We start from the raw sequence: 25733 nt of genomic DNA, 5'->3' as shown, positions 1-25733 counted from the left end.
TTTAATCAATCAAATGTTCCAAACCGTAAATCAAGCCATCCATATTCATGACAGCTTTAATCGCCATATGAACCCCTGGCATAAACGATTCGCGGTTGATCGAATCGTGACGAATGGACAAAGTTTGCCCGGTCGAACCGAACAGCACTTCCTGGTGAGCGACCATTCCCGGCAAACGCACACTGTGGATGCGGAAGCCTTCGTACTCTGCTCCCCGCGCGCCTGGAATCGTCTCCGCCTCATCCGGGTGTCCCTGTTTCAATTCCTGGCGCACCGCCGCGATCATTTCCGCCGTCTTCAAGGCTGTACCGCTTGGCGCATCCAGCTTGCGATCATGATGCAGCTCGATAATTTCCACATGCGGCATATATTTGGCTGCCATCGCGGCAAATTTCATGCACAAAATCGCGCCAATCGCAAAGTTCGGTGCGATGATGGCACCAAGTCCCGCCTCTTTGAAGCGTTCCGTCATTTCCTGCAATTGCTCGGGAGTCAAGCCAGTCGTCCCGACCACTGGCCGCACTCCATGCGCCAGACACAGTTCCATGTTTTTGTAAACGCTGTGCGGTGTCGTAAAATCGACGAGTACATCCGGTTTCATTTCTTCCATCTGTTTGTTAACTTCGTCGATGGCAAGGCGGGTATCCAAATTTCCGGTGAAGATCAGCAGGTCGTCCTGTGCCAGCATTTTCACCACTTCTTGGCCCATCCGGCCATTTGCGCCTGCAACTGCTACGCGAATCTGTTTATCCATGTTGCTTGCTCTCCTCAATTCTTGTCCAGCGATCTTTATCGCGTGTGTTGAATTTGTGCATAATACGATCAAAAGCTTCCTGCAGGTCGATGCCGAGCGAATTCGCGAAGCAAATCACGATAAAGAGCACATCACCCAGCTCTTCCTCGACAGTTTTCTCGGCTTCGTCTTTCTTTTTCGGCTTCTCCCCGTAATAATGATTGATTTCCCGTGCCAGCTCCCCGACTTCTTCTGTCATGCGAGCCAGCATGGACAGCGGCGAGAAATACCCTTCCTTGAATTGCGATATGTATTGATCTACTTCCTGCTGCATTTCCTGCATCGTTTTTTTCCGTTCCATCCGCCCACTCCTTTTGTTTTTCATTCCTCTCTTTCACCTATCGTACACAAAAAGACTGCGTTTGCCAAATCTCAATACTCTCTCTTCCAACATATGGACAATCAAATAAACGTTCCTTTATAATGCTTTCGTATGGCCCTCATTAATTGGCATTTCGCCCGCTCAACTGCACAACCATGTCGGACGCGCCGTTTTCGCTCCGGTAAAACAGGAGGACACTATGAACATACGTGTAAAGAGCATCATCGCTATCATGATCGGATCTGCGATTATGGGATTTGGCATTAACGCCTTCAATATCCCCAACCACCTTGCCGAGGGCGGTATTACGGGGATCAGTATTTTACTCAAGCTGTTGTTTCCCGTTGTGGATCAAGGGATTGTGTTCTTCGTTCTGAACGTGCCGCTGTTTATTTTAGGATGGAAAATACTCGGCCGGACTGCTTTTTTTTATACGATTTTAGGTACTGTTTCCCTCTCTGTCTTCCTATCGCTGTTTGATGGCGTGCTGCCGCTCGTAATGCAGGATCGCCTGCTCGCATCCCTGTACGCGGGCGTGGCTGTCGGCGTCGGTTTGGGAATTATTTTCCGCTACGGTGGAACGACTGGCGGGGTCGACATTATCGCCAGATTGCTGCAAAAGTACATGGGCATCAGCATGGGCAGAACCTTGTTTTTTGGCGACATCCTCGTCATCGGTGCTTCCCTCATCTATCTGAACCTGGAAAGTGCCATGTACACGCTCGTCGTCGTGTTTATTGCCGCCCGCGTCATCGACTTTTTGCAAGACGGCGCCTACGCCGGAAAAGCGTTGACCATCATTTCGAATCATGCAGAGGAAATCTCCCGGCAAATTCTCGATCTGGGCCGTGGGGTAACGATTCTGGCCGGAAAAGGAGCGTACTCCGGCGAAGAAAAGAAAGTCATCTACGTCGTCGTCAGCCGCAATGAAGTCATGCGCTTCAAAACAATCGTGCAAGAGGTTGACCCGTATGCATTCGTCATCGTCAATGATGTACACGAAGTGCTCGGGGAAGGCTTTACGCTGGATGAGAACAAAAAGCCATTGCATGATTGACAGTACAGTCAGCCTGGAAGGACGCCGTTGGCTGTTTTTGCACAAAATGAGAACCTTGCCTGTTTTTCGGCAAGGTTTTTTGCATGCGCTTCTTTTCTTTGGGAAGTGATACCGTTACGCTGAGCGAATGGCCCCATTGTATTTTTTCCAGGCGACGTACGCCAGGGCAGCAACCAGCGCAACTGAAATAGACAGCAGGATAGCCAATGGCGAATCAGGCCGCATCATCAGTCGGGCAAAGGTGTTTTCCTCCTCCCCGACAAACGCAGACTGGATCGAGCCGTTCAAATCACGCAAAGCTTCCCTGACCAACTGCCAATCCATGTGCGTGTTTCGCATCTCCTTGGAGATCATGTCATACGCCGCCGAGATGGAATCGAGCTGATGCTCAGGGAGTTGGATGCTCATTCCCGGTTTGATCGCCAAAAACAGACGGTAGTTTTCATCAAACTGCTCGCGGAACTGATTGAAATTGCGTTCCACTGCTGATTGCTGCAAATTTTGCACCTGTGTCACAAAGGATGGATAATAGCTGCGCCACATCGGCTGATGCTCATGCGTCAAGGCGTCAATGGCGACACGAACCTGCGTGGCGTGCCACAGCAACTGCTGCTCGCTTGCGTTTGCGGAAGCAAAGCTTTTCTTGGCCGCCAAAATGGATTGGGTAACTGCGTTCAAACTTTCAATCCGAATCGGATAGGTCAGTTGCTGGTTGGGAAACTTCTCAGCCAATTGGATAATCCGCTGCTGCGCTCCTTCGAGATCCCCTTTTTTGGCATAGGTAAAAAATTCAGTCGCGATCTGATCCAGTACCACCAATTGCTGCTCTTTGACCGGCTGGTTCAGTTTCGAATACAGGCTGTGGATCGGCCACGACAAAAACAGCCCGATCGCGAGAAAAAACAATAAAAAACGGATGTTTTTTTTCAATACAAAAAACCTCCTTCCCCTAGTACAGCCTATGGAAAGGAGGACAAGATTAGACCTTGTTTATCGTGTGCTTTGTGTTTACCAGCCAGATGACGGAAATGGAAATCAGGCTGAGAAGTACGGTAAACAGTCCTACAAAGCCTTCATACGGGTCAAGCACACTTGGCAACCACGGATGGATGTCCATGACATAATCCAGGAAGTCGTTGTTCAGTGTCCACAAAGCAGCGATTCCCACTGGCAGGATGCTTAATTTGAAAAAGCGTGCATACAATACTGATTCAACCGCCATGCCTGCATGAGAAAAAATTAACATCACATCTGTCCAACGCACTTCATTCCCCATCATCCAACCCGCCAAGATGATGCAGACTGCCCATACACCGTACTTGAAATTGGTGATACCAGCCAACGCTTCCAATACCGGGATATGGCGACCCAACAAATAAGTAAGGAGTACCAGCGTGAATAGTCCACTACCTGTCGGGCTGTCTGGGACAAAAGGAGTCAAGTACGCTGGCGTTTCTGCCAGTTGATTACGATACCAGATGAATCCGTATATTGTTCCCAGCAGGTTTACGATAAACAGCGTCCATAGAAACCATCTTCTTCCCAAAGAATGTGTAAACCACTCCCATATCCAGATCATGTTTATCGTCTCCCGCTGTGTTTGCTACGAAAGAAAAAGCTGACCGCATCGTCAGCCAGCTTTTTCTCTATTCGCTTATTTCAAGGTTGCCATGTATTCAGCCAGCTTAGCGATTTCCGCATCATCCTTGATTAAGCCGCCTGGCATTCCAGGTGCTTTCCCGTTTTTGATGATGTCGGCAATCTGCGTAGCATCGTATTTTTCACCGATTTTCTGAAGGTTAGGCCCCATACCGCCTTCCATGTTTTTCCCGTGGCATCCCATGCAACTTGTTTGCGCTTTCCAAACGGCATCTGCTGTAAAGCTGGAGTCAGCAGGTGCTGGCGCAGCCGCGCTGGAGCCATGACCCGCGCCGCCAGAATCTTTACTGGACGGATGGTTGAGGGAGTGCTCATGATCGGCAGCCCATGTGAGGTAGAAAATCCCTACGAGAGCTGTCATCATCAGGCCTGTAGCAACCGGGCGTTTGGAAGGACGACGCTCTTTGCTTGTATCCAGCCAAGGAGCCAGCAGCAGAGCACCGAACGCGACGCCTGGTACGACAATCGTACCAAAGACGACCCAATCCCCCGCAGCCCAAGGGTATTTCAGCATTTGGTACAGGAACAGGAAGTACCAGTCTGGCAATGGAACGAATGACGTATCATTCGGGTTTGCCTTGTCAGTCAGCGGCGACGGATGGGAAACCGTCAGCACGAGGAAGCCAACCAAGCAAACAGCTGCCACCATCCACTCTTTCAGCAGGAAGTTAGGCCAGAACGGCTCTGTTTTTCCCGGAAAGTCGGAGTAGGATGGAGAAATATTAGGGATACGCTTCGCCGATACTCGGGAATCTCCGACGAAGGTAGCATCTTTGTCTTGTTTTGCCATGCTATTTCCTCCTTTTTATCGAAGACCGATTATAGTGGACCCGAGATACCTTGCGAACGAATCATTACAAAGTGAGCTCCCAAAAGGCCGAGCAGTGCGCCAGGCAGGAAGAACACGTGAATCGCGAAGAAGCGGGAAAGGGTTTGTGCCCCTACGATCTCTCCGCCTGTGAGCAACGTTTTCGCATAAGGACCGATGATTGGAACGGAGTTTGCGATCTCCAGACCTACCTTGGTCGCAAAGTATGCGGTGTTGTCCCATGGCAGCAGATAACCTGTGAAGCCAAGTCCCAGCATGACGAAGAAAATCAGCATACCCACAACCCAGTTCAGCTCGCGAGGCTTTTTGTATGCACCTGTAAAGAAAACACGCAAAGTATGTAGGAACATCATCACGATGACCAAGCTCGCGCCCCAGTGATGCATACCGCGTACAATTACCCCGAACGCTACTTCGTTCTGGAGGTATTTCACAGACTCGTATGCGTTAATGATGTCTGGCACGTAGTACATCGTCAGGAACATACCAGACAAGATTTGAATAACGGTAATAAAGAACGTTAGACCCCCAAAGCAGTAAACGAACGCAGAGAAGTGGTGTGCCGGGTTCACGTGCTCAGGTACCTCATGGTCGGCCAAGTCGCGCCACATTGGCGTGATATTCAGGCGCTCATCGACCCAATCATACATTTTTTGCAACATCTTAGCCGTTCACCCCCGGACGAGGATTTGCCTTTATTTTACCCAAATACAACTTGCCGTCCTTCACTTCTGTCTCATACTCATCAAGAGATGCTGTTGGTGGTGTCCCCAGGATGTTTTCACCGTTAATGGTATAACGGCCCAAGTGGCATGGACAGAAATACTGGTTCGGATGATCGGGACTTTCGTTCCAGTTTACTGTACAGCCCAAGTGCTTACAGATCGGAGACAGAGCGAGGATTTCACCCTTTTCATTCTTCGTAACCCATGCAGATAAAGTCGTTTCAGATTCATACCAACCGTCCTTGGTATGTACCTTGAATTCAACGCGCTTTGGTACAGGACCGAACTCGTCCACAGAACCAACAGCCACTTTATCTCCACCTGCATGTCCCTGCAGCAAAGGATCGACCGCAAAACGAATCATAGGGGTAATCATGCCCGCAGCAAGGAACCCGCCAGTTCCCATAAGTGCGTAGTTCAAAAATGTACGTCTGGAAATTTCGCGTTTGTCGCCCATCTCTTTTTCCCTCCTTATCCTGTAAAATAGCGCTACGATGGCGTTTTCATACATATACACTAGGTCAATCCCAATCATAGCTAACGCCTATTAAGATGTCAAGAATGTCCAATGGACATGTCTGAACCCAACTACCGCCTGCGGAAAGATTGTTGCCATTTTGTCAAAATTTGCTCCTTGTTCCCCCCGTTTCCCTGTAGTATTGCCGGAAAACGCTTTCTCTATTGCCCGCTCTTTTTCTGCCACAAGCGAATAATTTCTTTGCTCAGCACATCGACTGTCACCTCAAAACGCAGGGACGAATCCAAATCTTCCTCGCCTACCGGAAGCATGAGCGTACCTGCCCCTTTTTGATCGCCGAAGCGAATATTGTCTCCGCAAAAATGCAAGGCGACGGTAAAAGCGAAGTCCGGCGGAGTCATTTGCTCCTGCTCTTCTGCGGCAAACCGATAGCTGAGCGGAAACAGCAATATCCTCCCTTTCAAGCGCTGTTCGATGCCCGCTGCCACATTCAGCAGGTAGTTCATGCGCAGTACATGGTCTTTAATATCAATCCCGTCCCTGTACAAATAAAGAGGGAGCAGCGCGGTGTCCACGTAAGGCCGCAGCTCCTCCCAATTTTCAAACTCGCTTACATTCCATTGCATAGAGTCGTCTCCTCTTTTTCTTGTAGATTCCGGAAACTAGCGTACCATGAATCGGCGGAGACTCGCAATATCGCTTCCTGCCAAGGATGTCAGGACTTTTCGTAGGCCATGATTTCTTTCAGTTCATCTGTCAAGCGGATAAACAGCTCTTTGTTTTTGGCAGCCAACGCCTCGTCGATTTCCTCGTACAGCGTCCGCTTGCGGTATTGCCGCATTTGCTCATCGATTACCATCTCGGAAAGCAACCCGGATACCATTTGATTGTTCGTTCCGTACGCGTTGGAATAGAAATTTGGCCACTCCATACCCATCCCTCACTTCAATAAAATAGTCGTTTCCGTAAAGCCGTTGTATTTTCGAAGCCAGGTCTGACTCGCATAGGTGGCGGTGTACAGCCACTGTTCAGGCTCGTCCTGGCCGACTCGAAGCAATCCGAGATGCACCATCATTTTGCAGACGCGATTCACCAAAATATCGGCGGGTGAATCGTAGTAAAACTCCTTGATCCACGCGAGCAGCGTGTTCATCAGCGATTCCTGCCGCACCCAGCCACCTGCTGCAAGCAGTGGAATCAGCTGCACAAGCATCGGCAAATTGGGGATCGCCCGTTTGTACAATCTCATCCAAAAACGGATCACATCGTGGTAAAGCTGATCGGTGTACGGCTGCTCCAGCCGCTCGCGGCCCGCCTCCGTAATCGCCACTCTTCCTTCCGCTTCCTCAATCCACTTGTTGTAGTAGCAAAAATCGTAGAGCAAGGAAAAGCGATCCGGGTACACATCAAAGTGCAGGCCGTAGCCAAAGCGCCATTTTTGCGGCAATAGCGGTTCTTCTTTTACGTACAAAAATTGAAACAACTGCTGCTGATGCCGTTTGTACATGCCTCCTTCAGCCGTTAGCGGAACAGGCTCCCGCTGAAGGAATTGTAAAAATTGCATGATATCGTCGCAAAGGGCGGTTCCTTCATCCCTGTACGCTTCCGGTCCCGGAACAACCAGCTCGTTTTGCTCGCGCCACTGATCCAGCCAGGCTTGTATGTACGGCTCACGGATGTCGAGCGGAATTTGATACTGTCCAATCGTCTTGCTTTTCGCCGGGAAGATCCAGCCTCTCTTCATGGCCATAGCCACGAACTTTCTGGCTTGTTCCTGCTTTTTTTCCTTTGCACTCTCCAGCGCCACTCCGGCTTTGGCCAGCAAATCCTCCAGCGACATGACAGTACGTTTGTCCAGCAGCAGTTGCAGCAAAAAATGGGTTTCTGTCTGCGAAAGCTGCGCGACTTCCTGCGAGATAGTCATCCGGTGGCGCAGACTGGACAAGAGGGTGGTGATTAGCTCGTTTTTGGAATGAAGGTTGCATTCGCATCCGTAGTGGTTGGCAATCTGATGGAGTTGCCGAATATCGGTATACACCAAAATCTCAGCCAAATTCATCTGTGCATCCCTTCTTTGCGATGGCTTTCTTGTCTTGTATCCATCATTCTTGCCAAAAAGCGGAAATATAAACAGGAAGCCACATGCGTGACTTCCTGTTCGTCGATTTTTTATATGCGCGTTTTACTCATCGTCTGCTTCGTGATCCCATTGGTCGTGCAGTTGCTGGTATTCTTTCGCCTCGTCGTACCGTCCCGCCTGCGTCAAGAGCGCAATCAGACGGCGGATCTGATCGAGATCGAAGCCGGACAGCTTCACATATTGTTTCAAGGCGTCGATAGCCTGTTCGGTTTTGCCCAGCGACAGGTAAATGTCTGCTGCCAACGGATACGCAGCGACGTATTCCTCATCAACCGCCTGCAAGGCAGTCACCAGCTCTACCGCTTCTTCCAGACGTCCTACGTGAAAGCCCATCAGAGCCGCCCCATACAATACTTCCGGCGAGCGATCAAGCACCAGCGCCTGGCGGAACACCTGGTACGCCTGCTCAAACTGGCCGCTTTGTGCCAGCGAGCGCCCTTTTGTCAGCAACAGCTCCAGACTCTCGTGTCCTGCCTCTTCCAAAAGCTTCATCGCTACATCGTCTTCGCCAATACGGAAATACAGGTTGCCGAGCGCCACCAAAATGTCCTGGTTGTCCGGCTCTTTTTGCCTTGCCTGCTCCAGATACTTCACCGCCACCTCATCCAGATCTTGCAGCGCGTACAAATCTGCGAGCAACAGGTCAAGCTGAATGCTTTCGTACCCCGATTCCTTGCATTCATAGAGCAAATGCTGCGCGGTTTCAAAATCGCTGGAATCAAGGGCAATTTCTGCGAGCAGCAGTTGGCACTCTCTGCGCAAGGACGGCTCCATGCCCGGATTTTTTTCCAGCACCTCTGACAGCAGATTGCCCGCTACCTCCAAATGTCCCAGCCGGTACCACACCTCGGCCAAATACATCATCACATCCGGAAGATCCGCTCCGTGCTCCTGCACTTTTTGCAGAGCGGTCAAGCCCAGCTCCACCTCGTCGTTTTCAATCCGCTTGATCGCCTCGTCTATCACATACAGCCATTTTTTCGGCATTGTGTTCACCTCGTATGTATTTTGCTTGGGCCGTTTTCTGGTTGAAGAGCCACAAAAGACCGTCCGTGGACGGTCTTTTCATTCCATTTGATTTTATACCATTATGCACGAGTAAGCCAGCTCATTGTCAACACGGTTATCAAAATCCCGAATACGCTGAGCACAATCGGGTAATTGGGCTTGGCTGCATCTGCCGTAACAGGCTTGGCATCCAGCGGAACGATGGAAGCCGTCGCACTCGCAAGCGTGTCTTCCTGGGAGGAGAGTGGCTGCGCTTCTACGACGTATGTACCATCATCTGTTTGCATGGAAGAAGAAATGACTTGCGCCTTTGGCGAATTGATCTCCATGACTTCTCCATTAATGACGAGGGCATTCGCATGCTCCGTCGAACTCGTATTCACATATAGGGTAAACGTAAACAACATCAGCAAAAGTACGGCCACACTTGCTCCCATACGTCGCATTCTGGCTGTTACGCTGAAAATTTTTCTGCCGATCGGGATCGCCCACTTCTCCTCGGACAAAATCCGGGCCATGACCGCATCTACAATGGAACGGGATGGCGTAACGGAATGATACTCTTCCTTGTCCATCGCCATCCACTCGCCGCTGTCCGCCCAAAATTCGTAGTCGGAACGGCAAGCATAGCAGGAAGCCATATGATGGTCAACGCGGCGTTGCGTCACTTCGGGCAGCAGATTTTCGGCGTATTCAGGCAGAATTTCCTGCACTTCTTCACATCTCATCATCGATTCATCCCTTCAGCTTCATCCAATTTCGTGTCCAGGATGTAGGTTTCCAGCTGGCCTTTTATACTTTGCCGTGCCCGAAACAGCAAGGATTTCACGGAGCTGACAGTCAAATCGAGGATCGTGGCGATCTCAGTGTAATCCATTTGTTCGTACTCCCGCAAAATCAGGGCAGAGCGCTGCTTTTCCGGCAGATTGTTGATCGCAAGTCTGACCATGCTCTCCCGTTCGTTGCGCAACAAAACCTGCTCGGGCAAGGTCTTGGGAGAAGCCATCGGCACTTGCAGCGTATCGTCCAGATACACGTCGGAGTTGCGGCTTTTGCGCAATTCGCTGAGTACAGAGTTGCGGGCAATCGTATAGAGCCAGGTGGAGAAGGTTGCTTCTACATCTCGGAAAGAATGAATGCTCTTATACGCCTTGTAAAACGTCTCCTGACAAATGTCCTCAGCGATATGCTCCAGATGGGCCTGGCGCAAAAGGTGAGTGACAAATGAAAGGATCTTTTTTTCATAACGACGAATCAGTTCAGCATAGCATTCCAGATTACCTTCTTTAATCTCTCGGATAAGCTGGGAATCGGTCATAATCAGGATTACCTCCTTGCGATTCCGATCCCTCAGCGGCCTTTGTTATATTAGACTGCTGGGGATGTAAAAAGTTGCGCGACCTTACGATTCTTTTCTCGTCTCACTGCGGGAATCCTTCACGAAAAAACCCCCAATTTTGGGGTTAAATGACATAGGCGTTGGGCTTCGTGTCGAAAAGTCGTCTGCCCATCCCAATTGAAGAGCTAAACTGCGCGTTTCGATACATCCATCTGCCATTCGACATAACAGATGTTGGAAGATGTATTTCGCTAAAATTGAGAATAGTGGAAAGAACATCCTTTGTCAACCAGTTTTCCTTTTTCAGGAAGACAATATCAGCGTCTGCTCCCGGTGTCAAGCTTCCTTTTCGCGGATAAAGGCCGATTGCCTTGGCTACATTTGTCGAAGCAAGTCTGACGAGCAGACAAAGCAGCACCTCTGGCGGGCACCATCTCCGGCGATAATCAATGCGAACATCCTGCAAAGGGGCAGCGACCTGGCAGCTATGATAAAACCTCTGATATATATATCGGACAGCCCGGTCCGTTGTTTCAGCATTCAAACGGAAAATGTGCAAAAACGGGTCGTATTGTTTTTGTTCGAAGGCCGCTTGCGGATCAGAAATGACGGTACGCACCTGCCAGTATCTCGTGGCGTCCAGCCAAAGCTGTCGAATGAGATCGCGTTGTTCTTTTTTGACGGAAGCATCGTTTTGAATGTGCAAATGCAAAACCGTTTGTTTAGACGTATGAAGCTGCAAAAGCGTTTCCCATTTGATCGCGGAAATTTCTTCCGGGCATGTGATCGTGACATGAATGGAAGAAAGGCCAAGCTTGCCGTACTGCGCCACCGTCCCCGCCCGCAGTTGGGTAGCCTCAATCCCTACGTGCCAGGCGTAGTCGAGCGGGCTGTTGAAGTGCCTTGTCTGCTGGTATGCAAGCTGCGGACTGCTCATCCATGACTCCGGGCGCAACACGTCCACGAAACTCGTGCACCCGCTCCTGACCAGTTCACGCATGACGTCTATGTACGTCTTCCGATCTTTTATCTTATACAGCGATCGGGCCGGAAGTGCGACGAAGCCGGGCAAAAGATACATGCCCGACGCGTCCACCTCTTCGAATACGGTCATCGCTGTTTTTTTGGTCAATGTATCCCTGGCGATGCGAACAATTTTTCCGCCTGAAATCCAAATATCTGCTTCTTTGATTCCGTACGCTGTGACTACGGTTCCCCCTCGAATGACCATTGCTTGCTTCGGCATGCTTGTCCCCTCCTGGCTGGCATCGAGCTGCAATTTGTACGAGCATATGCCGGGACAAGGAAAAAATGACAAAAAAAAAGACCGCTGTTGATTGTAAGCGCATTCAAACAGCGGTAGCACACGTGTGCTAATTATATTATTGGATAGGAGTGGAGAGAAACCATACTGTAGTTTTATAATAAACGGAATGAAAGCGCTTGTCAAATCATTTTTACTAAAAAGCGCCAACCCCCTGCAAAGATTTCAGGACAGTTGGCAAACAGGCGAAGGAGCCCGCCGATTTGCGAGCGGCAGGCTCCTTTTCGTCTGTTCTATTGTTGGCAGATGCTGGCAAGCAGTTCCTCGAATCCAGGGAACGATACATTGATCGCTTCCTCGTTTTCGATTCCCGTCTCGCCCGTTGCCGAAAGCCCGGCAATCGCCATCGCCATACCAATGCGGTGGTCGCCCATGCTGTCGATAACCGCACCTGTCAGCGCTGTCTCACCTTCGATAATCATTCCGTCCTCGGTCGGGGTAACACGACCGCCAAACTTGGAAAGCTGGCTTGCGACAGTCGCGATGCGGTCGGTTTCTTTGACCTTCAGCTCTTCCGCGTCGCGGATCACCGTCTTGCCTTTTGCCTGGGTCGCCATGACCGCAATCACCGGAATCTCGTCGATCAGCCGCGGAATCATATCGCCGGCGATCTCGATGCCGTGCAGCTGTGAATGGGTCACGAGCAAATCGGCAACCGGCTCTTCATTTACGACGCGCTCATTAAGCAGCTCCAGACGGCCGCCCATCGCCTTGACCACATCGATAATCCCGGTGCGGCTCGGATTGACTCCGACATTTTCAATCAACAGCGAGCTGCCGGGAACGACCATGACCGCTGCAATCAAAAACGCAGCTGAGGAAATATCCCCTGGCACAGAGATTGCTCGTCCTGTCAGTTTTTGTCCGCCCTCCACGGATACCGTCAGCCCGTCGCGCACGACAGAGACGCCAAATGCTTGCAGCATGCGCTCGGTGTGGTCGCGGGACAGATGCGGCTCCGTGACGCTGGTCACGCCGTTCGCCTGCAAGCCTGCAAGCAAAATCGCCGACTTGACCTGTGCGCTGGCTACCGGAGACTGGTAAGCAATCCCCTCCAGCTTGCCGCCGCGAATGGAAAGCGGCGTAAACTCCCCGTCTTTTCTGCCGTCAATCTTCGCCCCCATCTGACGCAGCGGTCCAATCACGCGCCGCATCGGGCGCTTGGCAATCGATTCATCGCCTTCCAGCACGACGTGAAAAGGCTGTGTCGCCATAATCCCGGACATCAAACGGATCGTCGTCCCGGAGTTGCCCACATCGAGATGCTGCTCAGGCTCCTGCAGGCCGTACCAGCCTTTTCCGTAGACGGTCACTTTGTCGCCTTGCTGCTCAATCTCGATGCCCATGCGCCGGAAGCAACTGATCGTGCTCAGACAATCAGCGCCGGGCAAAAAGCCTTCAATCGTCGTAACACCTTCTGCCAGCGCACCGAACATGACAGCACGGTGCGATATGGATTTATCTCCTGGAACACGCACGGTCCCTGCAATTTTTTTGGCTTGACGAACTCGAAGCACAGTTCCACTCCCCTTTGTCTCTATTCACAATTAGTCATGCTGTGAAGCGTCTTCGTTGTAAAGCGTGTTTGTATAAAAATAACTCATGGACGCCTGTATACATTGTAATCGAAAAAGCGCAGAAGTTCCTCCCCTTTTTCCATTTCCTCCTGGGAGTGGAAGGTGATGCGCAGCGCTCCGTATATGTCTTCTCGCGTCTCCCTGATTTGCAGATTGGTAATGTTGATCTGCTTTGCCCCCAAAAGCGTCGTGATCCGTCCAATCTCTCCCGGATGGTCGGGAATGTCGATGTACAAGTCGTTCAGCGGCGGCAAAGCTCCGGTTTTACGCTCCGGCAAGCCGTCGCGGAAGTCGCGCGCGGTCTGGAAGAACCGTTCAATTCCTTCCGGATCGCCCTCTTCCACAAGCTCGATGACATCCTCCAGCGCCTTTGTCCAGTCTTTGGCGATTTTCAGGAGAGGCTCACGGTTTTGCAAAAGCACGTCACGCCACATTCGCGGATTGCTGGACGCGATGCGCGTAATGTCGCGAAAGCCACCTGCCGCCAGGCGGGAATGCCAGGCGTTTTCCTCGTCGTAGTTAGCCACCAGATTGACCAGCGCAGATGCCAGCACGTGCGGGAAGTGACTGACGGCGCCCACCACCTGATCGTGGGTATCGGCGTCCATCTGCACGACTTTTGCCCGTGTCAGCGACAGCAACTCGGTCAAGCGCTCCACTTTTTCAGGCGGAGTGCCCGGTGCCGGAGTCAATACGTAGTACGCGTTTTCGAGAAGCCTGTCGGAAGCTGCCTCGACCCCTGACTTGTGCGAGCCTGCCATCGGGTGTCCCCCGATAAACGTCACGCGCTCCGACATGACCTCAACAGCGTGTCTCACGATACCGGATTTGGTGCTGCCCACGTCTGTCACGATGACATCCGGCTGCAGCTCCATGTCTTTGAGCAACGGCAAGGTGGCCACGATCTGTTCTACGGGTGAGGCGAGAAAAATGACATTCGCTTCCCGGACGGCCGTCTGCAAATCAGTCGTGCCCGCATGAATGACTCCAAGGGTCAACGCTTTATCCAAAGGTTCCTGTCGTACATCGTAACCGACGACCCGAATGTTGGGGTCCCGTCGCATCGACAAAGCGATCGAACCGCCGATCAATCCGACTCCGATAACAGCGATGGTAATTTTTTTCATCTCCAGTTCCTATCCTTCCTTGTTTGCGTAGACAAAGATGCCGGGGTTCGCCCGGCATCTTTTGACCGTTATTTCAGTGCGCCAGTCACAATTTCTTTCAACACAGACAACAACTTTTCGTTCTGTTCTTTGGTTCCCACAGTGATCCGCTGGTATCCTGGGAAGCCGAGGGCATTTCCCGAGCGCACGATGATGCCTTGTGCCAGCAGCTTTTTGAACACTTCATCCGAATCTTTTTTCAGGTCGACCAGGATGAAGTTGGTCTGCGACGGGAAGTACGAAAGTCCCCACTCGTCAAAAGCGTCTGTCAACTGCTTCAGCCCTTCGCGGTTGCGCTCGCGGCACGCGACAACGAACTCCTGATCGTGCAGAGCCGCGCGAGCTGCTACTTGACCAAGCGCCCCTGTGTTGAACGGCTCGCGCACGTGCTCCAGCGCAGACACCAGCTCTTCGGAAGCGATGCCGTAGCCGACGCGCAGCGATGCCAGACCGTAAATTTTGGAGAACGTCCGCAAAATAATCAGATTCGGATACTGATCGAGTAGCGGAACAGTTTGTGGATATTCCGGATCAACAACATACTCGTAATAGGCTTCATCCAGCACAACGAGAACGCTGCGCGGCACTTTTTCCAGGAACGCTTCCAGCTCTTTCGCAGTCACGATGGTGCCAGACGGGTTGTTTGGATTACATACCCAGACCACTTTCGTCTTTTCGTTGATGGCGGCTGCCATCGCTTCCAGATCGTGAACGCCGTTTTTAAGCGGAACCTCGATCAGCTCTGCCCCTTCGATAATCGCGTTGGAGCGATATTGGGAAAAGGTAGGGGTAGCCATGACCGTATTCGTGCCTTCACTCAAAAAAGCGCGAGCGATCATCAGCAAATTTTCATCGGAACCATTTCCGAAAATGAGTTGACCGGGCTTCACGCCAAGGAATTCAGCCAAATCCCAGCGCAGGCTGAGACTTGCGCCATCCGGGTAAAGAGCGAGACTGTCCAGTTGCTCCGCAATGGCCGCCTTCGCCTTAGGCGAGCAGCCGTAAGGATTCTCGTTGGACGCCAGCTTGATTACTTCTGTCAAACCAAACTCCCGTTTGACATCTTCAATAGGCTTCCCTGGCTGATAAACAGGGGCATTGAGTATGCGTTGTTTCGGTTGCATCCACGTTCACTCCAGTCACGTTTTTCCCACTATTGTAGCGCACTCACCAACTGTTGTACAAACGTTTTTATTTTTTCAACAGCTTCCGGCATGTGAGCTGGATCTTTCAGTTGGTCCTGGTGCTTCTCAATCTCCTGCACAATCGCACTGCCCACGATCACACCATCTGTATGCGACGCTACAGCCCGCACCTGTTCGGGAGTAGAAATGCCAAATCCGACAGCAGTCGGCGCCGTCGTGCTCGCTTTTACCCGCTGCAAAAAGTCCGCCAAGTCTTCGCGCAGTTCTGCCCGCGCTCCCGTCACGCCGAGCGACGAGACACAGTAGAGAAAGCCTGTCGCCTGCTCCCCGATCGTTTTGATCCGCGTATCAGACGTTGGCGCAACCAGCGAAATGACGTGAAGTCCGTTTTGTTTTGCGGCGGCCACAGCAGGGCCGTTTTCTTCAATCGGCAAATCCGGGATGACGACGCCGTCTGCGCCATGCGCGGCCAGGTCGGCGAAAAAGCGTTCGATGCCGTATTGCAGGACGGGGTTGAAGTAAGAAAACAGGACGATACCCGCTTCTACACCCGACTCTCGCAAGCGGGACACCAGTTGCAAGGCGTCTGCTATCGACACGCCGTGTTGCAGAGCCCGCTGCGAAGCGCGCTGAATCGTCGGGCCATCTGCCAAGGGGTCGGAATACGGAACGCCCAGTTCGATGATGTCGGCACCGGCGTCCACCATCGCGCGCACGAGGTGAAACGCCGCTTCCGGCGTCGGATCTCCGACAGTTATAAACGGGATAAACCGCTTGCGGCTGCGGTCCGCAAACAGACGGTCAATTCGGTTCGTTACAGTTGTCGTCATCATGCCTCTCCCCCTTCTGTGCGCTCCGCCAGGGCTTCCTGAATGGTCAGCACGTCTTTATCCCCGCGTCCCGACAGGCAAATGACGATGATCTTCTCCGGCGACATTTGCGGAGCGCGCTTCATGACCTCAGCAATCGCGTGGGCGCTCTCCAGTGCAGGAATGATTCCTTCGGTGCGGCACAAAAGCTCGACGGCCGCGAGTGCCTCGGTATCGGTTACGGACGTATACGTCACTCTTCCCGTATCTTTCAAATAGGCATGCTCCGGACCGACACCCGGATAATCCAGCCCCGCCGAGATGGAGTGCGCCTCCTGCACCTGTCCGTGCTCATCCTGCAGCAAGTAGGTGAGCGAGCCGTGAATCACGCCTGGGCGTCCAAGCGTCAAGGTCGCAGCATGCTTGTCTGTACCGATTCCTTTTCCTGCTGCTTCCACGCCGCGAAGCGCAACTGACTCATCCTGAATGAACGGATAAAACATCCCGATCGCATTGCTGCCGCCGCCTACGCAGGCGACTACCTCGTCAGGCAGCTTGCCGAGCTGCTGCAAAATTTGCTGGCGCGTTTCCTCCCCGATAATTTTCTGGAATTCGCGCACCATGTACGGATACGGATGAGGGCCGACAACCGAACCAATCACGTAAAACGTTTCCTCTACGTGAGAGACCCAATGGCGAATCGCCTCGTTCGTCGCGTCTTTCAATGTCCGCGAGCCGGATACAGCCGGAATGACTTCCGCTCCCAACAGCTTCATGCGAAAGACGTTCAGCGACTGGCGGCGAATGTCTTCTTCGCCCATGAACACTTTGCAGGACAGTCCGAGCTTCGCGGCAACGGTAGCGCTGGCAACGCCGTGCTGCCCCGCTCCCGTCTCCGCGATAATCGCCTTTTTGCCCATGCGCTTTGCCAAAAGCGCTTGTCCGAGTGCGTTGTTCAGCTTGTGCGCCCCGGTATGGTTGAGGTCTTCGCGCTTGAGGTAAATTTGCGCCCCGCCGAGCGCCTCCGTCAGCCGCTCCGCATACGTCAATGGCGTAGGGCGACCCGCGTATTTATTGAGCAGTTCGTTCAGCTCCTCTACGAACTGAGGATCACGTCGCGCTTCCTCAAAAGCGGTCTCCAGCTCGTGCAAAGCATTCATCAGTGTCTCCGGCACGTATTTTCCGCCGAATGCGCCAAACCGTCCGTTCTCGTCAGGCACGACCCGCGTGGTTGTCTGTATATTGCTTGGCATGCGCCTTCACCCTCTCCACCAGTTTTTTTATCTTTTCTCCGTCTTTCTCTCCATCCGTCTCTACTCCGCTGGACACGTCGATCATGGCAGGCTGGTACGTGCCGATCAGTTCGGCTACGTTTTCTGCATGAATCCCGCCTGCGATGATGCAGTCCGCGTCCTTGCACTTCGCTTGCAGCTGCGGAATTTGTTCCCACGAAAACTTTTTTCCGGTACCTCCTGCCTGTGCCGGGTCGTACGTATCGAACAAAAAGGCGCTCACGATTCCCCGATACCCTTCCAGCGCCTTGGCAGCATCCGTATCGCCGCCAACGGCCAATGCTTTCCATACTGACACCGAAAACCGTTCGCGAACTTGCCGGCAAAATTCCGGCGTCTCCTGACCGTGCAGCTGAATGACAGACAGCGGTGCTTCTCGCAGCACTTCATCCAGCTCCTCCATCGTCGGATTGACAAACACGCCGACAGCCGGCGGGTGGCCGGGAACGGCAGCGAGCAGTCTCCCTGCCGTTTTCGCGTCTACCCTCCGCTTGCTTGGGGCAAACACCAGTCCCACATAGTCGACCTTGAGCTCTTTTAACAGCGCAAGCGTCTTTTCGTGCTTGATCCCGCAAATTTTCAGCCGGGTCACAAGCTCACCTCCGCCTTGCCGCCTTGCGCGGCTCCGACCAGATCGAGAACGGCCTGCTTCACATCAGGCTGACGCATGAAATGTTCGCCGACCAAAACCGCGCGTGCCCCAGCCTGTCTGACGTTTTCCACATCCGCCGCAGAAGAAATGCCGCTTTCACTGACTACCGTCAGGGAAGCAGGCAGTTCGGCAAGCAAGTTGTGCGTCACGGCGAGATCAGTCTGGAACGTATGCAGGTTGCGGTTATTGATTCCGAGCAGCTTCGGCTCCATCGCGCGGAAAACAAGCTCGCACTCGCGCTTGTCGTGCACTTCGACGAGGACATCCATCCCAAGCTCTTCTGCCGTCTGGGACAGATGCCGCAGTTGCTCGTGCGTGAGAATCGCTGCGATGAGCAAGATGCAATCCGCTCCGGCTGCCCGCGCTTCCACTACCTGAATCTCTTCGATGAGAAAATCTTTTCGCAACAACGGACGGTCTACGGCTTCGCGAATGCCCTGCAAATACGCAAGACTGCCCTGAAAAAAAGATTCGTCGGTCAAGACGGACAAGCACTCGGCCTCAGCCTCCTGATACGACCTCGCAATCGCGAGCGGATCAAAGTCCGGGCGAATCAGCCCTTTCGACGGCGACGCCTTTTTCACTTCCGCGATCACACTGACGGGGCGCACACTTTGTACCAGCGCCTGGCGAAAGCCGCGTGGAGGCTCTTGCGCTTTGGCTTGCTGCAGCAAGGCAGCTACCGTCGTCTCTTTTTGCAGACGGGCGATTTCCTCACGTTTCTTTTCCACGATTTTATGAAGCATGAATCATCCCTCCTGCAATTTGCTGTATGTGTTCCAGCTTGCGCATGACGAGGCCGTCGTCAATCAGCTCCGCTGCCCGAATCACGCCTGCTTCAATCGAACGGACGCGATCAGCCAGGTAGAGAATCGCCCCTGCATTCAGGAGCACGATGTCGCGCGCTGCACCGCGCTTGCCAGCGAATACCTCGCGAATGATCGCCGCGTTTTCGGCCGCATCTCCGCCGCGCAGCGCCTCTTTTTCGTGGCGGTGCAATCCGAACTGTTCCGGATTGATCTCATACGTGTGAATCTCGCCGTCACGCAGCTCCGCGATCTGGCTTGTTCCCGTCACGGTCAGCTCATCCAGCCCGTCTGAGCCAGCCACGACCAACGCCCGTTCGACATGCAGCTCGCGCAAGACAGCCGCGACAGTTGGCAGCAGCTTTACGTCATAGACGCCCATTAGCTGGTGGCTGGCGTTTGCCGGATTGGTCAATGGGCCGAGCAGGTTGAATACGGTGCGCACGGCCAGCTCCTTGCGCGGGCCTGCCGCATGCTTCATCGCCTGGTGATAGAGCGGCGCGAACAAAAAGCACAGGTTGGTGGCGCGCAGGCAATCAGCGGCATCCTTTGGCGACAGGTTGACCGGAATCCCCAGCTGTTCGAGGACATCTGCACTGCCACTTTTGCTCGACACAGCCCGGTTGCCGTGCTTGGCGATCCGCACGCCATCGCTGGCCGCCACAATTGCGCTTGCTGTCGAGATGTTGAATGTATTGCTGCCGTCCCCGCCTGTGCCGCAAGTATCGACCAGCCCCGGCAGCTCGATTGGAAAACGCATCGCCCGAGCGCGCATCGCCCGAGCAAACCCGATGATTTCCTCAACCTGCTCGCCCTTGAGCCGCATGCTCGCCAAAAAGGCTCCGATCTGGGCAGGCGTTGCCTTGCCGTCCATGATTTCTCCCATCGCTTCCTCCGCGATTCCCCGCGTCAGGTCGTTTCCTCGCAAAATTTGCTCCAATGCATAGGTCAGCATGGCAATACCTCCTTGCGCACAAATAGCTGTTCTGCTTTTTCCAGGGCCGAGATCATCGCGGCCGCCTTGTTCACTGTCTCCTGGTATTCGTTTGCCGGAATCGAGTCGGCAACGATGCCTGCTCCGGCCTGCACGTGTGCGTACCCATCCTGGAAAAACAACGTCCGGATCGTGATACAGCTGTCGAGCGAACCGTCGAAGGAAATGTAGCCGATTGCTCCCGCGTACAGGTGGCGCGCATCCGGTTCCAGCTCGGCGATAATCTCCATCGCCCGCAGCTTTGGCGAACCGGAGACGGTCCCGGCAGGAAAGGCGCTGAGCAGCGCGTCAAAGGCGTGCAGCCCCTCGCGCAGCTTGCCCGTCACATGCGACACCATGTGCATCACATGCGAGTAATTTTCAATGACCAAGGCCTCTTCCACGCGGACGCTGCCGTAAGCCGACACCTTGCCGACGTCGTTGCGGCCGAGATCGAGGAGCATGTAGTGCTCGGCCCGTTCCTTTTTGTCCGCCAAAAGGTCTGCCGCCAGTTCCTCGTCCTCTTGTGGGGTCGCGCCTCTTTTCCGCGTTCCAGCGATCGGGCGCATCTCGACTTTTTCATCCTCCACCCGAACGAGCAACTCGGGAGACGTACCGACCACTGTTTCGCCCTCGTATTCGAGATAGTACATGTACGGCGAAGGATTGAGCGTGCGCAGCAGTCTGTACACGGCAAACGGGTCCACGTCGGTCTTGACGGAAAAGCGTTGCGAGAGCACTACCTGAAAAATATCGCCTGCCGCGATATACTCCTTGGCTTGCTCGACCATTCGCTCAAACTGCTCGCGGCTCATGTTCGGCTCGACGTTGAGCGGAGCGGGGCACCCGGTTTCTACCTGGATGCGGCTGTCTACCTCCAAAGGAGCAGTTACCATTGTTGCGAGCTGCTCCAGCCTTTCGCAGACTAGCCTGTATTTTTCGTCAATTACTTCGGCGGAATCTCCCGGCTCTGCGTGCAGGTTGACGATCAACTGAATTTCCTGCTTCAGGTGATCGAATGCGATCATCTCGTCGACGAAGAGAAACCGCATGTCCGGCACGCGTACTGCCTCCTGGCGGTGCGCCGGCAAATCTTCAAAATAGCGCAGGGTGTTGTAGCCAAAAAAGCCTACGGCCCCGCCGCTCAGCCGGGGAAAGCCGGGAAGCTTTGGGCTTTTGAAGCGGTCTGTCTCCTGGCGCAAAAAGTTGACGGGATTGCCTGTCAAAGTGACGCGCTCTCCGCTTCGCTTGACGACGGAGATGTCTTCGCCTTTTGCTTCCACGACTTGAAAAGGATTCATCCCGATGAACGAATAGCGAGCCCAACGCGCTCCGCCTTCCACGCTTTCCAGCAGAAACGAATCACTCGTACGAATCTTCTGATACAAACGGATGGGTGTCTCCTGGTCAGCCAGCAGCTTCAAGCTCACAGGGATCAGGGAATAGGATGCTGAAAGGTTCTGGACCTCAGCAAGGGAGGGAAAATACATGAACTCTCATCTCCTTTTTAGTGGGAGCAAAAAGGGAGAAAAACCGCCTTTTCACTGCCCGCTTCCTAGAGCGAGAGGTAGGGGGAGAAAAATATACAAAAAAACCCAGTGACAGAACTGGATTGGGTAGACAAATATGTACCCAGCCTGCTCTTCTCTCCTCAACCTGACTCTTCTCAACTCTGCTCTACTCATTCTCAACTCAGCCGGTATAGGCTCTTCCTTTTCGGAAAACGAGGCGCTCTCGTTTCACTTATGGTAAAAGAGAGCGCCCTCTTTGTCAACTGCGATTTGTCAAATCCGGGCGAAGCTTGACTGCTTCCCGCAAAAAAACGTGCTGAATCTCTTTTGCCGACTTCTCCGTGTTGACGTGCATCATGACGCGAATACAGAGGGGCAAGCTGCCCGGCACGGGAATTTCCCGCGCGCACATCAGCGGAACATACTGCCAGGCTTCCCCTGTCAAAAGACGCGCCGCCTGGGCGGGAAAGGCCGCAGACAAATCCTCTGTCGTCGTGATGATGATGCTGCCGATGTCTTCCGGACTGACCTCATTGCGCGTAACCATTTCCTCCAGCAGCCACTTGGTTGAAGAGACAATCTCTTCCCGCGTATCTGCTTCTACCGTAACCGCGCCTCTGATTCCTCGCATTCCCATTACAAAGCCTCCGCTTCTTCACTCATTACTGTCAGGATGAGCTGTTCGTCTACGTTTTTCACAATTTCCGCCTGCCCGATTGCGCGCGGCAATACGAGGGCAAGCTTGCCGCCAACGGTTTTCTTGTCCCGCTTCATCGCATCGAGCACCTCTTGCGGCAACAGTCCTTTTGGCCAGGCCGTCGGCAAGTGGTACAGGCTGAGCAGGTGCTTCGTGCGATCGTACACACCGCTTTTCGCAAAGCCGATTCGCTCCGCTACTTTGGCGGCGATGCACATCCCGATGGAAATGGCTTCGCCGTGATTCAACGTCGAGTAGGCCGACAACGCCTCAAACGCATGACCGAATGTATGTCCCAGGTTCAAGAGCGCACGCTGGCCCTGCTCGGTTTCGTCGGCAGAGACAATCGCAGCCTTGACCGCGCAGCCTCTTTCAATCGCCTTCCCTAACAATGCTGAGTCAAGCTCCCACAGGCGGGCAGCGTTCTCCTCCAGCCAATCGGCGAAGGAGGCGTCCGAAATCAGGGCGTGCTTGATAACTTCGGCAAACCCTGCCGCCACTTCGCGCTTCGGCAAGGTATGCAGTGCTTTCGTGTCATAGATGACGACGCGCGGTTGATGAAAAGCGCCGATCAAGTTTTTCCCCAACGGATGATTGATCGCCACTTTCCCGCCGACCGAGCTGTCGTGGGCAAGCAACGTAGTCGGCAACTGAACAAAGTCAATGCCGCGCATAAACGTCGCCGCCACAAAGCCAGCCAGGTCGCCCACGACACCGCCACCCAGGGCGAGAATCGCGGATTTGCGGTCCAATCCGGCCTGGATCGCTTCCGTCATCAGCCGTTCATAGACAGCCAGACTTTTCGATTGCTCGCCCGCTTCCACAATGCTCGCAGTCGCATCGTATCCGGCAACACGAAGAGCATCACGCAGCGGTTCGAGGTAACGGGCCGCCACATGCTCATCTGTAATAATCATCAGCTTGCTTGTGGAGACAACGCCTGCCTCCGCAAGCAGTTCAGGTACATGCTGCAAGAGAGAATCACCGATTACAATCTCGTAGGAGCGCTCGCCAAGCTCTACTGTCAGTCTGTTCGTATTCATTAGAATTTCTCCGTGTAGGCGCGATATTCACGCACGTTTTCGATCATGTCGTCCATCGAATCGCTCGGGAATTTTTCACACATCGCCTGCGCGATCTCCCATGCGACTACCGCTTCCGCTACGACGCTCGCTGCCGGAACCGCGCAGCTGTCGGAGCGCTCGATGCTGGCGGAAAACGGCTCCCGGGTGTCGATGTCCACGCTCATGAGCGGCTTGTACAGCGTCGGGATCGGCTTCATCACGCCGCGCACGACTACCGGCATTCCGTTTGTCATGCCGCCCTCCAAACCACCTGCGCGGTTCGTTTTGCGGCTGTAGCCAGATTCTTCGTTCCAGATGATTTCGTCATGGACCTGGGAGCCTTTCAAGCCTGCTGCCTCAAACCCGATGCCGATTTCCACTCCCTTGAACGCCTGAATGCTCATGATCGCCTGCGCCAGTCGTCCGTCGAGTTTGCGATCCCATTGTACGTGGCTGCCAAGACCAATCGGCACGCCTTCCACAATGACTTCAACCACTCCGCCAAGGGAATCGCCGTCTTCTTTTGCCTGGTCGATTGCCGCCATCATGAGCGGCTCCGCTTCCTTGTCCAGACAGCGAACGGGCGATTCTTCCGTGCGGGCGATCAGCTCTTCCAGGCTGACGTCCTGGCGCTTCGCAACCACATCGCTGATCTGCAAAACATGTCCGCCGATCCGGATGCCAAAAGCCGCGAGCAACTGGCGAGCGACAGCGCCTACAGCCACACGGATGGTCGTTTCCCGGGCACTGGAACGTTCCAGAATATTTCGCATATCGCGCTGATGGTATTTAATCGCGCCATTCAGGTCAGCGTGGCCTGGACGCGGGCGAGAGACGCGGCGTTTTTCCTCTGCGCCTTCTTCTACCGGCTCGGCACTCATGATCGTTTGCCAGTGCGCCCAGTCCTTATTTTCAACGACCAGTGTAATCGGCGCCCCTGTCGTATAACCGTGGCGCACGCCGGACAAAATTTTCACCTGGTCTTTTTCAATCTGCATTCTGCGGCCACGTCCATGACCTTTTTGGCGACGTGCCAACTGTTCATTGATTGCCTCAACGGAAATCGGCAGGTTGCTTGGAACTCCCTCGATAATCGCCGTAAGCTGCGGACCGTGAGATTCCCCTGCTGTCAAGTAACGCATCTCTTCCTTCCTCCATCCTCCAGGCAGCTCGTATCCCCAATTCGGGTCGCTGTCCTTTATCACTTTTAAGCGCTATAATATCATACCTGTCCCGCTGTGGGAACACAAAAGTGGCAACCTGCTGAAAAACGTTTCGCTTGCAGGAAAAAACGCCCCTCCGTCGGGAGAAGCGCTTCGCTTACAGATGGTGCTGGTTCAAAAAGGATCGACCATCAAAAAAGGATTGGGACTTAGTGGCCTTCTGGAATGATCCACGCGCAGCAAATCATCCAGTTGCGTCTTTTCAGCCCCGAGTATTTGCCCGCATTCTTGCAACGTAATCAAACCGCGTCGGTACGCTTCGATGACCTTGTGCTTATCCATCTGCTGCCTCCCTTGGCTAAGTAAGTATTCCTAGTCTTGGGAAAAAAGGGCAGGGTTATACAGATGGCCGTGGGGATTTATCCCATTTTCCGATAAAAAAACGTATCCTCCGCCTCCAGCTGATACTGCTGCGGCTGGAAAATTTGTTCCGTACTGCCGACAAACAACACGCCGCCCGGTTTGAGCGCCCGGCTGAACTTGTGGTACAGCTCATGCTTGGCCTCTTCCGTGAAATAGATCATCACATTGCGGCAAATGATGAGATCGAACTGCGTGTCGAATGAATCTGCCAGCAGGTTGTGCTTTTTGAACGTGACCCGTCTTTTCACTTCGTCGGTAATCCGGTAACTGAGCGCGTCCTTGACGAAATACTTCGCGACCAGCTCTTTCGGACAATCCTGCAGGGAACGGTCCGTATAGACACCTTGCTTCGCCTTGGCCAATGCTCCCTCGTCGATGTCGGATGCCAGGATCGTTCCGTCCAGGTGCTTGCGCAGCAGGATCAGCGAGAGCGTGTACGGCTCCTCGCCGGTGGAACAAGCGGCACTCCAGCATTTGATGCGCGACGATTGCTTGGCAAGCCGCGGCAGGATCTTGTTTTCGAGAACCTCCCAGCGTCCGGGGTTGCGGAAAAACTCCGAGACGTTGATCGTCATCCGATCGAGAAATTCGTAAAACAGTTCCTTGTCCTTTGCGATCGCATCGAAATATTGGACAAAAGTGTGATAGCCCCGCTTTTGCCGCAACGAAGTCAGGCGCCGCTTCATCTGTGCTTCTTTGTAGAGGGCAAGATCAATTCCGGTCATTTTTTTAACGCTAGCGATAAATTGCAGAAAGTCCTTGTCTTCCATACAGAATTGTA

The 25733-nt window shown here is 53.4% G+C and carries 29 protein-coding genes; 1 reads left to right on the top strand and 28 read right to left on the bottom strand.

Features of this window, described 5'->3' with window-relative positions:
• Position 1: 1 nt before the first annotated feature.
• Positions 2–754, bottom strand: a complete 753-nt coding sequence (gene dapB / locus AAFJ72_RS10260) for a 4-hydroxy-tetrahydrodipicolinate reductase (RefSeq protein WP_432776984.1) — start codon at positions 752–754, stop codon at positions 2–4.
• Positions 747–1094 carry a nucleotide pyrophosphohydrolase gene (locus AAFJ72_RS10255; protein ID WP_122904255.1) on the bottom strand — a complete coding sequence of 116 codons (348 nt, stop codon included), beginning with the start codon at positions 1092–1094 and terminating at the stop codon, positions 747–749. The genes dapB and AAFJ72_RS10255 overlap by 8 nt, the downstream gene beginning before the upstream one ends.
• A 220-nt stretch (positions 1095–1314) precedes the next feature.
• Between AAFJ72_RS10255 and AAFJ72_RS10250 the strand changes: the two genes are divergently transcribed.
• Complete coding sequence (locus AAFJ72_RS10250; protein WP_432776983.1) at positions 1315–2172, top strand: YitT family protein; 858 nt, start codon at positions 1315–1317, stop codon at positions 2170–2172.
• A gap of 114 nt (positions 2173–2286) precedes the next feature.
• Here AAFJ72_RS10250 and AAFJ72_RS10245 read toward each other — a convergent pair whose 3' ends face one another.
• The 26 genes from AAFJ72_RS10245 to AAFJ72_RS10120 form a co-directional block, all read right to left on the bottom strand.
• Positions 2287–3102, bottom strand: coding sequence for a sporulation protein YpjB (locus tag AAFJ72_RS10245; protein ID WP_432776982.1), 816 nt, complete (start codon positions 3100–3102; stop codon positions 2287–2289).
• Between the two features lie 49 nt (positions 3103–3151).
• Positions 3152–3751, bottom strand: coding sequence for a DUF1405 domain-containing protein (locus AAFJ72_RS10240; protein ID WP_122904252.1), 600 nt, complete (start codon positions 3749–3751; stop codon positions 3152–3154).
• 75 nt (positions 3752–3826) lie between these two features.
• On the bottom strand, positions 3827–4621 hold the full coding sequence (locus tag AAFJ72_RS10235) for a c-type cytochrome (RefSeq protein WP_432776981.1): 795 nt from the start codon (positions 4619–4621) through the stop codon (positions 3827–3829).
• A gap of 29 nt (positions 4622–4650) precedes the next feature.
• On the bottom strand, positions 4651–5322 hold the full coding sequence (gene qcrB, locus AAFJ72_RS10230; RefSeq protein WP_122904250.1) for a menaquinol-cytochrome c reductase cytochrome b subunit: 672 nt from the start codon (positions 5320–5322) through the stop codon (positions 4651–4653).
• 1 nt (position 5323) lies between these two features.
• Positions 5324–5842 carry a ubiquinol-cytochrome c reductase iron-sulfur subunit gene (locus AAFJ72_RS10225; protein ID WP_122904249.1) on the bottom strand — a complete coding sequence of 173 codons (519 nt, stop codon included), beginning with the start codon at positions 5840–5842 and terminating at the stop codon, positions 5324–5326.
• 221 nt (positions 5843–6063) lie between these two features.
• The gene (locus AAFJ72_RS10220) at positions 6064–6489 is read right to left on the bottom strand and encodes a DUF2487 family protein (RefSeq protein WP_432776980.1); all 426 of its coding nucleotides are present in this window, start codon (positions 6487–6489) and stop codon (positions 6064–6066) included.
• An 89-nt stretch (positions 6490–6578) separates the two neighbouring features.
• The gene (locus AAFJ72_RS10215; RefSeq protein ID WP_122904247.1) at positions 6579–6794 is read right to left on the bottom strand and encodes an IDEAL domain-containing protein; all 216 of its coding nucleotides are present in this window, start codon (positions 6792–6794) and stop codon (positions 6579–6581) included.
• Positions 6795–6803: 9 nt separating this feature from the next.
• The gene (locus AAFJ72_RS10210) at positions 6804–7922 is read right to left on the bottom strand and encodes a hypothetical protein (RefSeq protein WP_122904246.1); all 1119 of its coding nucleotides are present in this window, start codon (positions 7920–7922) and stop codon (positions 6804–6806) included.
• A gap of 123 nt (positions 7923–8045) precedes the next feature.
• Entirely contained in the window at positions 8046–8990 is a 945-nt protein-coding gene (locus AAFJ72_RS10205) for a tetratricopeptide repeat protein (protein WP_432776979.1), read from the bottom strand.
• Between the two features lie 101 nt (positions 8991–9091).
• Entirely contained in the window at positions 9092–9742 is a 651-nt protein-coding gene (locus AAFJ72_RS10200) for a zf-HC2 domain-containing protein (RefSeq protein ID WP_122904244.1), read from the bottom strand.
• Positions 9739–10329: an RNA polymerase sigma factor gene (locus AAFJ72_RS10195; protein ID WP_122904243.1), complete on the bottom strand. Its 591-nt coding sequence runs from the start codon at positions 10327–10329 to the stop codon at positions 9739–9741. Before AAFJ72_RS10195 ends, AAFJ72_RS10200 begins: the two co-directional genes overlap by 4 nt.
• Positions 10330–10474: 145 nt before the next feature.
• The gene (locus AAFJ72_RS10190) at positions 10475–11596 is read right to left on the bottom strand and encodes an amidohydrolase family protein (protein WP_432776978.1); all 1122 of its coding nucleotides are present in this window, start codon (positions 11594–11596) and stop codon (positions 10475–10477) included.
• A 311-nt stretch (positions 11597–11907) separates the two neighbouring features.
• Complete coding sequence (gene aroA, locus AAFJ72_RS10185) at positions 11908–13191, bottom strand: 3-phosphoshikimate 1-carboxyvinyltransferase (RefSeq protein WP_122904241.1); 1284 nt, start codon at positions 13189–13191, stop codon at positions 11908–11910.
• An 83-nt stretch (positions 13192–13274) separates the two neighbouring features.
• On the bottom strand, positions 13275–14378 hold the full coding sequence (locus tag AAFJ72_RS10180) for a prephenate dehydrogenase (RefSeq protein ID WP_432776977.1): 1104 nt from the start codon (positions 14376–14378) through the stop codon (positions 13275–13277).
• Between the two features lie 68 nt (positions 14379–14446).
• Positions 14447–15541 (bottom strand): histidinol-phosphate transaminase, encoded by a 1095-nt coding sequence (gene hisC / locus AAFJ72_RS10175; protein ID WP_432776976.1) that lies wholly within the window; start codon positions 15539–15541, stop codon positions 14447–14449.
• Positions 15542–15570: 29 nt separating this feature from the next.
• On the bottom strand, positions 15571–16392 hold the full coding sequence (gene trpA, locus AAFJ72_RS10170) for a tryptophan synthase subunit alpha (RefSeq protein ID WP_432777174.1): 822 nt from the start codon (positions 16390–16392) through the stop codon (positions 15571–15573).
• Positions 16392–17624, bottom strand: a complete 1233-nt coding sequence (trpB, locus tag AAFJ72_RS10165) for a tryptophan synthase subunit beta (protein ID WP_432776975.1) — start codon at positions 17622–17624, stop codon at positions 16392–16394. Before trpB ends, trpA begins: the two co-directional genes overlap by 1 nt.
• Positions 17584–18255: a phosphoribosylanthranilate isomerase gene (locus tag AAFJ72_RS10160; protein ID WP_432776974.1), complete on the bottom strand. Its 672-nt coding sequence runs from the start codon at positions 18253–18255 to the stop codon at positions 17584–17586. The genes trpB and AAFJ72_RS10160 overlap by 41 nt, the downstream gene beginning before the upstream one ends.
• The gene (gene trpC / locus AAFJ72_RS10155) at positions 18252–19061 is read right to left on the bottom strand and encodes an indole-3-glycerol phosphate synthase TrpC (RefSeq protein WP_432776973.1); all 810 of its coding nucleotides are present in this window, start codon (positions 19059–19061) and stop codon (positions 18252–18254) included. The genes AAFJ72_RS10160 and trpC overlap by 4 nt, the downstream gene beginning before the upstream one ends.
• On the bottom strand, positions 19051–20076 hold the full coding sequence (gene trpD, locus AAFJ72_RS10150) for an anthranilate phosphoribosyltransferase (protein ID WP_432776972.1): 1026 nt from the start codon (positions 20074–20076) through the stop codon (positions 19051–19053). Before trpD ends, trpC begins: the two co-directional genes overlap by 11 nt.
• Positions 20070–21584: an anthranilate synthase component I gene (gene trpE, locus AAFJ72_RS10145; protein ID WP_432776971.1), complete on the bottom strand. Its 1515-nt coding sequence runs from the start codon at positions 21582–21584 to the stop codon at positions 20070–20072. Before trpE ends, trpD begins: the two co-directional genes overlap by 7 nt.
• Before the next feature lie 280 nt (positions 21585–21864).
• Positions 21865–22242 (bottom strand): chorismate mutase, encoded by a 378-nt coding sequence (gene aroH, locus AAFJ72_RS10140; protein ID WP_432776970.1) that lies wholly within the window; start codon positions 22240–22242, stop codon positions 21865–21867.
• Positions 22242–23345: a 3-dehydroquinate synthase gene (gene aroB, locus AAFJ72_RS10135; protein WP_432776969.1), complete on the bottom strand. Its 1104-nt coding sequence runs from the start codon at positions 23343–23345 to the stop codon at positions 22242–22244. Before aroB ends, aroH begins: the two co-directional genes overlap by 1 nt.
• Positions 23345–24508: a chorismate synthase gene (gene aroC / locus AAFJ72_RS10130; protein ID WP_432776968.1), complete on the bottom strand. Its 1164-nt coding sequence runs from the start codon at positions 24506–24508 to the stop codon at positions 23345–23347. The genes aroB and aroC overlap by 1 nt, the downstream gene beginning before the upstream one ends.
• 195 nt (positions 24509–24703) lie before the next feature.
• Positions 24704–24871 carry a hypothetical protein gene (locus AAFJ72_RS10125; protein ID WP_170163411.1) on the bottom strand — a complete coding sequence of 56 codons (168 nt, stop codon included), beginning with the start codon at positions 24869–24871 and terminating at the stop codon, positions 24704–24706.
• A gap of 77 nt (positions 24872–24948) precedes the next feature.
• A complete protein-coding gene (locus AAFJ72_RS10120; protein WP_432776967.1) occupies positions 24949–25722 on the bottom strand; it encodes a CheR family methyltransferase in 774 nt (257 codons plus the stop codon).
• Between the last annotated feature and the right edge of the window lie 11 nt (positions 25723–25733).

This window comes from Brevibacillus gelatini (assembly GCF_050920745.1).
Classification (GTDB): domain Bacteria; phylum Bacillota; class Bacilli; order Brevibacillales; family Brevibacillaceae; genus Brevibacillus; species Brevibacillus gelatini.
This window is presented reverse-complemented; position numbering and strand designations above follow the sequence as displayed.